The following is a 14,067-nucleotide window of genomic DNA, read 5'->3' as shown; positions in this document are numbered from 1 at the left end:
TCACCTCCCTACTCTGCAAGTCCTGATTCTTTAAATCTAGCTCTTAATTTATTCATAGTATTATTTGTTTTTAATTTTAAGAAATATCCCAATAAAATGAATATTATAGATACTATAAATAAGAATGTAAAATCTTTTACAACATTTGATGTAACTACTCCCCCTATAGCTTCTCTAAATCCTCCCACAGCATATGTGAAAGGTAAAAAAGGTTGAACTATTCTAAAGAATACTGGATTAACCTCTATAGGATATGATGCCCCGCTCCCTGCCAATTGCACTACTAAAAATACTATAGATATTCCTTTACCTAAATTACCAAATAAAGAAACTAAAGTATATATTATTATTGTAAAAGTTAAAGATGTCACAAGTGAAAATGCTACTAAGAGCAATGGCTCTACAGCATGTATTTTTAATAAATACAAATCTCCTAATACTGCTATCAGCCCTTGCATTACACCTATAAAACAAAATGTCATCATTTTTCCAAAATATTTTTCCTTTATGGTTAAACTCTCACTACCTTCGAATTCTGGTGGCTCTGTCTTAAATATCGCCGATGCTATAACTCCACCTACCCATAAAGCTAATACTGTATATAATGGTGCCATAGCTGATCCATAATTAGGTATAGAGAATATAGATTCTTCTTCTATTTTAAATGGATCTGACATAAAATCACTCATAACTTCCGGACTATTTTGTAAAATAGCAATAATTTGAGATACATCATCATCATTTACTGATTTTAATTTATCACTTACTTCCTTAATAACATCTGAAAATTCCTCTAACTTATTCTTTAATTTACTTGTCATTTCAGAGGTCAAATCTGTTGCATCTGTTGCTGTAGATAGCATATTTTCTAACTCTGATGTTATTCCTTCAGTTTTAGAAATTAATTTAACTGCATCATCTGTACTATTCCTCAAACTACTTGCTATATTATTTAATTGACCTTTTACTATATTAGTATACTGAGTGGAAGTAGAATCTAAATTTGATTTTATCTTACTAATGTTTTTCTTAGCATTATCTATAGCATTACTATCTAGTTTTCCATTATTAATAGAACTTTGAATTGCTGATATATTAGTTTGTATTCCTTTTATTATCTCATTTGTATTTTCTAATGTAGAAATCATATTAACTATAACTTCATTATTATCTCTATTTATTTTTTCTAAAAAATCTTGTATATCTTTAATATTATTTGACATAGATTGAAGATCACTTTGTATTGATGTAGCAATAGCCAATCCTTCATTACGTATACCCTCAGTATCTAGTTTTTCTAAGTCTCCAATTAATGATATAACGTGCTCTGTTGATCCTTGTGATGCCTTAATCCTAAATTGTATATTGTCTATAGAAGTATTTATAGATTCTATAGATGTTTGTAATGTTCCTCCGGTATTTGCTGTATTGTTTTTTAAATTTTCTATACTCTTAGCTAACTTTGGTATAGATGTTTGCAACGTTGATAAGTATGTTGTTAAATCTCCAGAACTATTTGATACTTTATCCAACACTTCTGTTATTAAACTCATATTATTATCTATATTAATAATATTATTTTTTAAATCTATAATGGCCTTTTCATCTTCTTTCAAAGATTGTCCATTTTCTTCTAAGTATGAAAATAATATTTCATTTACTGTAGCTACAAAATTTGTAGTTATTTCATCAACTAATGTTTTTTTAGCAGTATCAGTAATCTTTACTGCTACTGCATTAGTCTTCGTATCTACTTTATATAATATAGTAGCTTTCTTAGGATTATCCGATAGAAGACTTGCTAAACTTTCAGAAAAATCCTCTGGAATTTCAATATATGAATAATAAGTTCCATCTAAAACTCCATTTTCTGCTTTTTTACTATTTACAAACTTCCATCCTATCTTCTTATTCTCTTTTAAACTTTCTATTATTGTATCTCCAAAGTTTAAATCTTCATTATTAAAAGTAGTCCCTTTATCATTATTTACTACTGCTACTGCTATATCACTAGTATTTTCATAAGGATCCCAGCAAGCTTTAATATTTATCCAAGCATATAAAGATGGAATAATACACACTGCCACCACTATTAAAATTGCTACTGGACTTTTTACTATACTAATAAGATCCCTTTTGAATACTTTCAAATCATTTTTCATATTCATCCTCCCATTGTCCTCTGCTATATATTGTACTGACCAGTTAGTACAAGAACTTATTATATTATAATACTAAAGTAATCCAATTAAAATACTATTTTCCGTTTATTTATATTTTGTTAAAATGTAATCGTTAACCGTTCCTTAATTAGATTTTACTGTAAATATATTCATTAAAATCTATATATTATTTTTATTAATATACAGAAAAAAAATGCCGTAATATAATATTACGACACTTTTTGTATTCTATATCTCTAAACCAACCATCTTCATAAGGAACTGTGCATTTGTTGTAGTGGCTTTTCCTTTTTTTATTTTATAATCAAAAACTATATTATCATTCTCATAACTTTCACTAAAATGATAGTTTTCAATTCTGCTATTTTCATCTAAATGACATAATTCAAAATCATGAGTTGCTATCCCACCAACAATCCAAGGTTTATCTAAAGTCTTAACTACAGTTTCTGCTCCTACTATTCTATCTAAAGAATTTGTTCCTCTAAATATTTCATCCATAAGGAATATCATAGGCTTTTCTTTCTTACTAAAAGCTATAATTTCTTTTATCTTTAAAAGTTCAGCATAAAATGTTGAAATTCCTTCTCCTAAATTATCTCCAATTCTCATTGATGTAAAAATATCCATCATTGAACAATTCATTGACTCTCCACAAATTGGAGCACCGGCATATGCTAAAACCATATTTATTCCTATTGTTCTAAGTATTGTTGTCTTTCCTGCCATATTTGAACCTGTTATAATGAAAATCTTATTACTTATATTTATATCATTAGATACACGCTTTTCTTTATTAATCAATGGGTGCCCTAAACTTTTACCTTCTACAATGCCCTTTTCTTCTTTAAATATAGGAAATTTACTGCATTCTTCTGTATGAATTAATACACTTAAACTAGCAAGCATCTCAATCTCACCTATATATTCAAGAATTTTGTCCATTCCTACTCCATAATTTTTTCTCCATTTTTCTAAATTATATATAAATCTATAATCTAAAAGTAATATTAAATTTAAAGGAAAATAAATTAAAGAATTATTTCTTATTGCAATCTTTCTTGATACCCTCTCTAAAGCTTCGATGGACTTCTTACCACCATTTTCATCTATTGCTATCTTTTTTGATAACTCCTTTAAATATGGAGCATCAAAATTCTCTTTTTCTATAACTTTTATAATATTTTTATATGTAGTCAGATCGTCACTATAAGTGCCCACTTCATCTAAATCTTTTGAAAACTTCATAGCACCATAAATATTAAATATTATCTGTACCACAAATAATCCTACTGCAATATAAGACACTAATTGAACTCTAATAAATAAGTTAACTAAAAGCAGTGCTATAAGAATAACTGGTATATATCTTACTATAGAAATAAATCCAATCTTTTCAGCAAAATTTTTTCTAGAAGAAAAATCTATTAATTCATCTGGCTTTTTTGTTATTCCTGATGACTTTATTCCAGATGCCTCTAAATGTTGAACAAAATCTAACTTTTCCCCTAAGTCTTTGACAGCCTGTTGTCTCTTTACTATCTCACCTATAGAATCATGAGATCCTAATAAAACATTAGCTAATTTTTCTCTTCCCTTAAAAGTATTTGTTGTATTTATAAGTTGAAAAAGTGAATTCCTACCTACTATATCTAAATCCATACCATAAAAATGTTCTTCATTGCAATATTCTTCACCTTTATCACTGAATGATTTCCATTGACCTGAAATCCTATCTACATACTTCTTATTAACTTCTATTAATCTCTCTATCCACTTTAATTCTTTTATAGCTATACTATGTTTATAAACAAAATATACAAATGTTAATACTAATACAATTAATATTATCCCTCTCAAAAATGTATATCTATCAAAAAATATAGTACATAATATAATAGCTATAGCAACCATAGTTAATCCTCTAAAATTGGATAATGAATTGCTTTTTTTCTTTGCTTTATCTCTTTCTAGTTCTAAATTATCAGCTTTTTCTTTAAATCTCAATTTCATATTACCCCCAAATATATTTCTATATATAATTATACCCTAAAAACTATAAATATCCTCCTACTTTATTATAAAAGTAATAATATAATAAATAATTAACATAAATATAGGGGATACTGGTAATAGTAAGGAGGGCTTTTTTTGAAAATTAAATCTATATTAATATTTTTATTAAATGCTACTTTTTGTTTTAATCTTATAAATTTCCACTCACTAGCATCGGAAAATACAGGTTCTATAGATATAGATGCTCTAAAAAATTATAGTATTATTTCAGAATATAGTGAAGATGTTACCGGTGATAACATTGAAGATAGAATTTTACTCCTAGCTATGAATATTGAAAATACAAACAATATAAAATCTTCTATCAAAATTTGTGTTGTAGATGGTATCACTTCAAAATATGTAATCAAATGTCCTGGCTATTTTGATAGTGGCTATGATCCTAAAATATCCTTTGGAGATATAAATAACGATGGCGTGAAAGAAATTTTAGTCTCTATTAATAGTGGCGGAAGTTGTAATTTTTCTTTTCAAAACATATTATCCTTTAAAGATTTAATTCCATATGAAATAATAGATAGTAAAAAATTCAACCGTGGTCTTAACTACATAGTTACTCTTAAAGATAATTATTACTATGAAGTTAAAAATCTAGAATTAAACAAACTATTCGGTCTTAAACTAACCAATCCATATAAATATCCTAATGCATATGATTCTAAAGGTAATTTAACTTCTTCAGTGATTGGCTCATATATACCTGGATATTACAAAACAGAGTTAGTAGATGTTGATACCGATAGAATTATTGAATTAGTTACTTATCAAAAAATAATTGGTTTTTCTAACAATAATACCATAGCAATAGCTGAAGGAATCTTTAAATATGAAAATGGAGCTTTACGACTAAAAGACTTAAAAGTAATTAGTGTATAGGCACAGGGCACAGGGCACAGGGCACAGGGCACAGGGCACAGGGCACAGGGCACAGGAATATTTTACTTTGTACATCTTTTAAATACAATTCTTTTTTAAAATATATTTTAACTATAAATTAATTCTTCATTTCAATAATAAAAATAAAAGAGTTGTAGCAAAATAATTTAACTCCTTGCTTCAACTCCTTTATTCATAAAGTTTATCTTACTTATCTATCTTATATCCAACTCCCCATACTACCTTTAAATATCTAGGTTCCTTAGGGTTTATTTCTATTTTTTCTCTTATTCTACGGATATGAACTGCTACTGTATTTTCTGAATTATAAAAAGGTTCATCCCATACCCTTTCATAGATTTCTTCTATAGGAAAAACACGACCGGTATTCTCCATTAAAAGTGCAAGTATTTTAAATTCCATTGGTGTAAGTTTAATTTCTTCCCCATTTACATGTACTTCTTTAGTCTCATTATTTAAAACTAATCCTCTTACTTCTATTTCGTTAGAATTCTTAGTTTCTTTTTCATAAGTTCCAAGAGTAACATATCTTCTCATTTGTGCTTTTACCCTAGCCACTAATTCTAAAGGATTAAATGGCTTTCTTATATAATCATCGGCTCCAACATTCAGTCCTAATATCATATCCACATCTTCTGATTTAGCTGTAACCATAATTATTGGTATATTTCTACTTTCTCTTATCTTCATAGTTGCATTTATACCATCTAAATTAGGCATCATTACATCCATTATTATCAAATGTATATCTTCACTCTCTAAAATTTGAAGAGCTTTCATCCCATCTTCTGCTAAGTAAATATTATATCCTTCGCTTTTCAAGTATATTCCTATGGAATCTCGTATGTCTTTTTCATCATCTACTACTAAAATATTTTTACTCATCTTTTCCCCTTTTCAAATTCTAAGGTTATCTTGAACAAGTCACCGTCTATATCTACCTTTACTTCACCATTTTGAGAATCTATTAAAGATTTAACAATAGAAAGTCCTAGTCCTGCACCTTCTGTATTTCTTGATTTATCTCCACGAGTAAATCTTTGTAATGCTTCTTCTCCTGTTATATCTAAAGGATATTTAGAAACATTTTTTACTGATACTACTATTTTATCAAAGTCTTCAATCATTTCCAAATACACTCTAGTACCTTCCATTGCATATTTTATTATATTAGTAAAGATATTTTGTATAATTCTATGACATCCCTTTTCATCACCTAATATTATAGTGCCTTCAATAAGCTTCGTTCTTAATGTTAAATTATTTTCTTTTAATTTTGCACTATAATTATCAATTTCTCTAACAATTAAATCATTCAAATCTATTTCTTTTAATTCCACTTTATACTCAGCAGTATTTAATGTGTCAATTAAAGCTTTAAGCCTCAATGAATTTTTGTTAATTCTATCTGCATAATCCTTTTTTTCTTCTTCTGTTACATCCTTATTTCTTAATATATCTACATAATTTATTATAGAAGTTAATGGCGTTCTTACATCATGAGAAATATTAGTTATAAGCTGGCTCTTAAAATTTTCTTCCTTTGCATTTTCTTTATAAGCCCTATCTAATGATAATTTTAGTCCATCTAAATTATTAAAAGTCTCTGCTACATATAAACTTTTAATTTTTTTATTATATTTTGTACCTAATAACAAAGACTTACTCTTATTATATAAATACCAAGTGTTCCTAAGCATTATTATTCCCATAGGGGCTAATACAATAAACAATACTATCATATCAAATAATGCAAATTCAAAAACCATATATATGTTACCAGAAAATATTAATGATATTAAAGATATTGTTACTCGAACTATTAAGTATAATGTAGCTCCTTTTATAATAAAATTCATTAATCTATTTCTTTTAAAAATTGTTTTAGTAGAGTTAAAAATCTTATATAAAGCAAATTCTTCTACTATCAACCTTCTATTTTTAAATGATCTTATTAAATCTTTAAATATAAATATTGACATATATAATGCAATAATAGCCATAAGACTTATTAAAAAGCTATTTATAAAATTTTCATTTCCTACCCTCGCTAAAAAAGACAATATTGAATTACTTAAAGCATGGCCTCTAATATTTGTGTATATATAAGATATAAATATACCAAAAGCAGCAATAAATAATACTATTTTCGCATCAAAAGGAATATTAAAACTAACATCATTTATAATTGTTTTTCTTTTCATTAATATAAAAAATAATAATGAAATCACTGATAAAACTATCAATATTACTATACCTTTTAATATTCCATTGCTATCTTGATATGCGCTATTTATTTGATACCCATCATAACTATAGAATACTCCAGATTCTAAATTAGTAATATACGCTATATATCCACAAAAACAATTTAATAAAAGAGAAGTCGTTATTAAAAAAATTATAGTTTCGAAATTAACTTTATTTTTTGTCATATTATTCTCCTCCTTTACTTAAAACTTTCAGCATTATTGTAATCTTTACCAAATCTCCATCAACCAATATATCAACATTTCCTCCTTGAGCATCTATCAAAGCTTTTGATAATAATAGTTGATTACTTCCATCATCACTAATGGCTTCTAAAATATTTATCTTATCTTCCAAAATAACTTCTTCTCTAGAAATATACTTAATTTCTAATATTCCACTATTCTCACCTAATATAGTGTCTATATAAATTCTAGTATTTTTAAAAGATTCCTTAACTATAACATTCATTATGTTATCTAATGCTTTAAAAAACTTTTCTCCATCTAATCTGCTATAAAAAGTCTCTTTATTGTTTCTTATCAACTTTAATTGATTTTTATCTATTTCATCTTCATACTCACCAATAGCTTGATCTAAAAGATTAGATACATTAACATCTGCTAAATTTAACTTCAGTGTATTTGTATTAGCCTTTGATATCTCGAACAATCTATCTACGGATTCTTTAAGATCATTAGATTCTATCCATAATTTATTAAGATTTTCCATCCTATCTTTATTTTCAGAAATATTTTCAGCATATACAACCATTTTTTCTACTGGATCTATTAACTGTTCTGCCATGTTTTCAACTACTTGTTCTTTAAAGTTCTTATTGCTGCTTGTTGAAGTAACTTTTTCTTTTATACTTTCTTTTATTTTATTTATATTTTTTATTATTATATCAATAGGAACAAGCCCTATTTCATCGGTTTCTTCATCTATCCTCTTATTATCTCTACTAGTACACTGATTAATATAAATAAGCCCGTCTATTAACTTTGATATTATTGGAATTATCACAGCAAAACATATAACAACATATGTAACAGCAGCTAAAACATCATTCCCATAATTAGTAACAGAATTGAATATTATCCAAAAGCAAACTATTCCTGCTGCTACTAATAAATAGTATCCTTTTAATTTAGCTTCTTCCTTTAAATTTAAGTATAATGATTTTTCTATCTCCTTTTTCCTAAATTCCTTAGATAAAATCATATTTGCTCCCCACCAAACAAATACAATGATAACAGCTATTAGTGAGCCTTGCGCTAATATCTTCACAATACCTGAAACATAGCTATAACTATTAATGTCAATATTTAATCCTTTTTTATTACATATTGAAGATAGAATAGAGTATGCTAAACCTCTATTATTTTGTATATAGTTATTCAGCATAGCTATTAATGAAACTACAATTGCTATTTTTATTTCTAAAATTAACTTTATATTAGTAATTTCTTTAAATTCAATTTTTTTAGCCCTTATTAAATATCTTATTATCATAGCTCCAGTAAATAGCAATATGAATGAACTTACTAAAATTACTGTTATAACCTTACTAAATTCATTATAAGAACTAGAGACCTTATACATATGCTCCTTTACTACTTCTGGTTTTGTCCAAGTATATACTACTCCTTTACCTTTTACCCCTTCTTCTATATGATGAGTCATACTATTTTTATTTTGATCAATAGATTGTTCTTCTCCTCTTAAAACCTTCACTATTTTTAAAGGTTCCTTAGTTTCTTCAGTGTACATTTCATTTAAATTTTCATAATAATATTGATCATAATCCATACCATAATATCCATATTCATCTCTTATCTCATTCCAATTTTCCGGTTCTTCTTTTTCACGTATTATAGTTCCATTTAGATATGAAATAGTACTATCATTTATAAGTGACTTTAATAATTTTTCATAACTAGAGTTACCTGTATTTTTTATTGATGAAATTTCATTTCTTTTTCCTTCTCCATCTATAAAAGAAATATAAAAATCTATAGTATTTGTATCTATTAAGTTATAAACTTCTTTATCAATATTCTCAAAAGAATTTTTTTCCTCAATATAACTTGTTATAGCATTATCTGCTACACTAGCACCATCATTATAAGATGTAAGTACAGTAATATCACCATTTACACCTACTCCATTAACATTAAGAGTATCAATATAATTTATAGATAGTCCTATAGTAAAAACTAATATAATACTCCATAAAGCCATTAAAACTCTAATAAAACTTTTCATATGTTATCACCCTAACTCCACTATATAAAATAAAATCATGCTTATTATAAATACTAATCCTATTATACTATAATATTGTTTTTTAATAATAACCTCCATAAAAATCCCCCTTCTTCATTTATCTATATTTATATAATACTGAATAAATCTTACGATAAAAGTTATAAAGTTCTTAAGAGTTTCTTAAGATATTAATTTAGTGCACAATTGTAGATAAAATCACCATAGAAATTTTACATTTCAATAATATTAATTACATCATTATGTTTAATATCTTTTAATTATTTAAAAATTAGAATCTGTTTTAAATCAGTGTTGATGATTAAACGTATAAAAGTGGACAAATTAACTTGTCCACTTTATTTATAAATCGTAATATTTTAAAAATTGTTTGCCTAAATCAATGTCAAAATTCTTAAAAGATATTTCGGTAATCAAACAAACTGCAATTTATCTACGTTGAAAGATTCTTTTCTTAAACAATCTAATTTTAGAAATATGTTGACTCGTATAGATTACAGCTACTATAAGCATTCCAAAAGATATACCTGCACAGAAAGCTGCAACACTTTCACTAATTCTACTATCAGCCAAGCCCGTTTCTTCCAGAATCATGAAAATGATAAAACTCACTACGCCAGTCCAAGAAAAAATATGTAGTTTTTTCATCAGTTTCATCTTCTCATCATTACTATAATCAGCAACCTTCAATACAGTTTCTTCTAAATCTTTGTTCATTTTCTCACTTTTCCTTTCTCCATCAAGTAATTCTCTAAGATCTACTTCGTAATAATCTGCCATTTCTATAAGAATATCTAAATCTGGCATATTATTACCTGTTTCCCATCGTGAAATTGTTCTCCCAGAAACATTAAAATATTCTGCTAATTGCTCTTGGGTGAGCCCTTTCTCTTTTCGAAGTTCTTTGAAGAAACTTCCTATTTTTTTCTGATCCACTTCATTGCTCCTCCTTTTAACAATATGATAGTTTAGGATTGCCACAATTAACACGACACAAAGTGAGAAATGCCGTATTTTCGCACTAGACATACATTGTCAAGTTAATATTTCAGCTTAGTTAGCCATACAACTTCCTATTTATCAAGTAGTTTAATAAACAAATAACTCGCATAATAATAAAATTGTTTACTATTTTACTTTCCTATTCCACTAGAATTTTTTATTTTAGAAATAAGTTTCTTTTATATATCTTATCATTTCTTCTACATCATCAAAGGTTTGGCCATAATTAACTTTAGGTCTACTTACAACTATAACTTTTGCATTATTGCTTAAAGCAGCCTCTACTTTTTCCTTTGTCCCACCCTCAATACCGCTATCCTTGGTTATTATTGCTTTTATATTATATTCTTTTATAATTCCTTCATTTAATTCATATCCAAAGGGGCCTTTTATTGCTATTATATCCTCCATATTTACCCCTATATCTAATAACTTTCTTATTATTTCTGGATATGGCATTATTCTATGAATTATTCTATTACTAATATTTAGATTACTAATTAATGAAATATTATTGCTACCAGTAGTATTTAATATATTGCCATCTATATTTTTTAATACTTCTTCTAACTCTTCATATTTATCAATTTTTATAATTCCTTCTTCTATATCAGAGAAATAACTTTTTCTTTCATATCTTATATAGCCAATATTCATAGCTTTACATACTTTTATTGCAGTATTACTAACTTCCTTAGCATAAGGATGTGATCCATCTACTAATACCGTAATATTAAAATCGTTTATTAGATCTTTAAAGCCATTTTCATCTAATGGTTTTATATTTATATACTTAGTTTTATACTCCTTTAATAACTCACCGCCATAGCTAGTAGCTGTAGATACTACTACATCATCAGTATACTGATTTATCAAAGATAAAATTTTTTTACCTTCTGAAGTGCCAAGTATAAAACCTATCATATCTTATATCCCCTTGGTGTTATAAATTTATCCTCTTTAATATAACTTTTAGAATTTCCTATTATAACAATAGAAAACATATCTACAACTTCACAATCAATAGTGCCTAATGTGCAAAGTATTGATTCTTCTCCATCTCTTAAAGCATGTCTAACTATAGCCACCGGTACATTATCACTTCTATATTTTTTAATAATATCTATAGCTTCTCTAAGATAATGTGGTCTCCCCTTACTTCTTGGATTGTATAATGATATTACAAAATCACCTTCAGCAGCTAATTTAATTCTCTTTTTAATATCTTCATATGGTGTCATCAGATCACTAAGACTTATATTACAATTATCATGCATAAGTGGTGCCCCAACTACTGAACCTGCTGCACTAGATGCCGTAATTCCCGGTATTATCTCAACATTTTCATCACTTTTCATTTCTAATATTAATCCAGCCATACCATATATACCAGAATCTCCAGTGCTGACTAATGCTACTATATTATTTCTTGAAAGTCTTAATGCTTCTCTACATCTTTCTTCTTCACCTCTCATTCCAGTAGAAAATACTTCTTTATTCTCTATTAGAGGCTTTATCATCGATATATATTTTGTATAACCGACAATAATGTTACTTTCTTCAATGGCTCTCATTGCCTTTACTGTAATGTGATCTAATCCTCCCGGTCCAATACCTATAACATATAATTTCCCCATTAATCTTTCTCCTTTATATAACTCTTCCAATAGCTAAAGTTATTCCATCTCTTTTTATCTTATTTATAATAATTTCTGCTGAAGATAGTTCTATAACTGGTTCACAGACAGCTTTCACACCAACTGTGTTCTTAACAAATTCACTACCTATATATTTATCTTCTACTACCTTTATCTCATCTCTAGAAAAAAAACTTAGTGGTACTTGTAAATCTTTAGCTAATTCTAATAAACCTTCTTCATTACTTTTTACATCTATAGATGATATATTTTTTATCGCCTTTAGTGATAAATTATTTTTCTGCATAACTTCTTCTATAAGGTTATATATTTTTTCTTTTTTTGTACCTCTTCTACAACCAATCCCTAACACTAAATCTTTTCTTATAAGCTTCGTTACAGCAGGAATTTCTTTATCTTTATCTGTAATCCATAAAGTATTTTCCTGTAATGTATCTGTAATTTCATAACCTTTTGGACAAGGTATTAACCTTCTTTCATCTAAGAAAAACACTTTCTTACCATTAACAATGCTACTAGCCAAGTCCTTACAGTTCCTTAAACTATCAATAATAAGATTATTATTTTTAGCAATTACATCAGGAGCCATTATATCCAAGTTATCTGTAGCAGTAGTTATTACTGCAATATTACTAAGGATCTTAGAGATTTCTAAAGTAAGTTCATTAGCTCCACCTAAGTGCCCTGATACTAAGCTTATAGAAAATTTACTACATACATCTACAACAACAACCGCTGGGTCCTTATCTTTTCCCTTTAAAAATTTCGCTATAGACCTTACAGCAATACCTGTAGAAGAAATAAAAACTATACCTTTATATTTATCAAAGGCTTCCTTAGTTATTTCTTTTAATGTCCTTTCTTTTACATCAAAACTTTCAAATAAATCTCCACCTATGGAACTTTGAATTTGCCTTCCTATAGAATTTCCTTTTTCAGTAACACTTATTATAGCAATCATTCTTTAATACCCTTTCTAAACATATGGGTAAAAGTCTTGTCATATAAAAGACTTTTTTCATAGGCAGTATCAATAAAATCACCAACTAATATTTGTGCACATTTTGTAATTCCTGCTTCCTTAACCTTATCAGCTATATCATCTAATGTGCCTATAATAGTTCTTTCATCTTCCCAAGTAGCTCTTTCTACTACTGCTATAGGAACATTTCTTTTATATCCTGACTTAAGCTTTGCTACTACTTTGTCTATCATTGATATTGATAAAAATATTGCCATAGAAGCACCAATAGAAGCTAATCTTTCTAAATCTTCACCTTCTGGTACAGGAGTTCTTCCTTCTACCCTTGTTAATATAACAGTTTGTGTTACCGATGGTAGTGTAAACTCTTTATTTATCGCTGCTGCTGCTGCAGTAAATGAACTTACCCCTGGCACCACCTCATAATTTATTTCTAATTTATCTAACTCGTCCATTTGTTCCTTTATTGCACCATATATTGATGGATCTCCTGTATGAAGTCTTACCACTATTTTTCCCTTATTTTCTTCTATAACATTTATAACTTCTTCTAAAGTCATTTTTGCTGAATTATATTTTAAAACATTATCTTTACAAAAATTAAGATGTTCCTTAGAAACTAATGAACCAGCATATATAACAACATCAGCTTTTTCCAAAATATCTCTACCTTTTACCGTTATTAAATCTACATCTCCTGGTCCTGCCCCTATAAAATAAACCATATTTC

The 14,067-nt window shown here is 27.4% G+C and carries 11 protein-coding genes; 1 reads left to right on the top strand and 10 read right to left on the bottom strand.

Annotated features, from left to right (window positions below):
• Positions 1-8: 8 nt before the first annotated feature.
• Entirely contained in the window at positions 9-2,162 is a 2,154-nt protein-coding gene (locus CM240_RS02460; RefSeq protein ID WP_051483646.1) for a YhgE/Pip domain-containing protein, read from the bottom strand.
• A 249-nt stretch (positions 2,163-2,411) separates the two neighbouring features.
• Complete coding sequence (locus tag CM240_RS02455; protein ID WP_044036155.1) at positions 2,412-4,196, bottom strand: MutS family DNA mismatch repair protein; 1,785 nt, start codon at positions 4,194-4,196, stop codon at positions 2,412-2,414.
• A gap of 138 nt (positions 4,197-4,334) precedes the next feature.
• Between CM240_RS02455 and CM240_RS16685 the strand changes: the two genes are divergently transcribed.
• Entirely contained in the window at positions 4,335-5,135 is an 801-nt protein-coding gene (locus CM240_RS16685; protein ID WP_051483645.1) for a hypothetical protein, read from the top strand.
• 207 nt (positions 5,136-5,342) lie between these two features.
• Here the strand turns inward: CM240_RS16685 and CM240_RS02445 are convergent, their stop codons facing one another.
• The 8 genes from CM240_RS02445 to cobM form a co-directional block, all read right to left on the bottom strand.
• Positions 5,343-6,041, bottom strand: a complete 699-nt coding sequence (locus CM240_RS02445) for a response regulator transcription factor (RefSeq protein ID WP_044036154.1) — start codon at positions 6,039-6,041, stop codon at positions 5,343-5,345.
• Positions 6,038-7,591 carry a sensor histidine kinase gene (locus tag CM240_RS02440; protein ID WP_044036152.1) on the bottom strand — a complete coding sequence of 518 codons (1,554 nt, stop codon included), beginning with the start codon at positions 7,589-7,591 and terminating at the stop codon, positions 6,038-6,040. The genes CM240_RS02445 and CM240_RS02440 overlap by 4 nt, the downstream gene beginning before the upstream one ends.
• Position 7,592: 1 nt before the next feature.
• Positions 7,593-9,674 (bottom strand): hypothetical protein, encoded by a 2,082-nt coding sequence (locus CM240_RS02435; protein WP_044036151.1) that lies wholly within the window; start codon positions 9,672-9,674, stop codon positions 7,593-7,595.
• Positions 9,675-10,124: 450 nt separating this feature from the next.
• Entirely contained in the window at positions 10,125-10,631 is a 507-nt protein-coding gene (locus CM240_RS02430; RefSeq protein WP_044036150.1) for a helix-turn-helix domain-containing protein, read from the bottom strand.
• 228 nt (positions 10,632-10,859) lie between these two features.
• Positions 10,860-11,621, bottom strand: coding sequence for a cobalt-precorrin-6A reductase (locus CM240_RS02425; RefSeq protein WP_044036149.1), 762 nt, complete (start codon positions 11,619-11,621; stop codon positions 10,860-10,862).
• Positions 11,618-12,334, bottom strand: coding sequence for a precorrin-3B C(17)-methyltransferase (gene cobJ, locus CM240_RS02420; RefSeq protein ID WP_044036147.1), 717 nt, complete (start codon positions 12,332-12,334; stop codon positions 11,618-11,620). Before cobJ ends, CM240_RS02425 begins: the two co-directional genes overlap by 4 nt.
• A gap of 13 nt (positions 12,335-12,347) precedes the next feature.
• Positions 12,348-13,316, bottom strand: coding sequence for a cobalt-precorrin 5A hydrolase (gene cbiG, locus CM240_RS02415; protein ID WP_044036145.1), 969 nt, complete (start codon positions 13,314-13,316; stop codon positions 12,348-12,350).
• Complete coding sequence (cobM, locus tag CM240_RS02410) at positions 13,313-14,062, bottom strand: precorrin-4 C(11)-methyltransferase (protein ID WP_044036143.1); 750 nt, start codon at positions 14,060-14,062, stop codon at positions 13,313-13,315. Before cobM ends, cbiG begins: the two co-directional genes overlap by 4 nt.
• Positions 14,063-14,067 lie beyond the last annotated feature (5 nt).

The organism is Clostridium bornimense, from assembly GCF_000577895.1.
GTDB lineage: Bacteria > Bacillota > Clostridia > Clostridiales > Clostridiaceae > Clostridium_AN > Clostridium_AN bornimense.
This window is presented reverse-complemented; position numbering and strand designations above follow the sequence as displayed.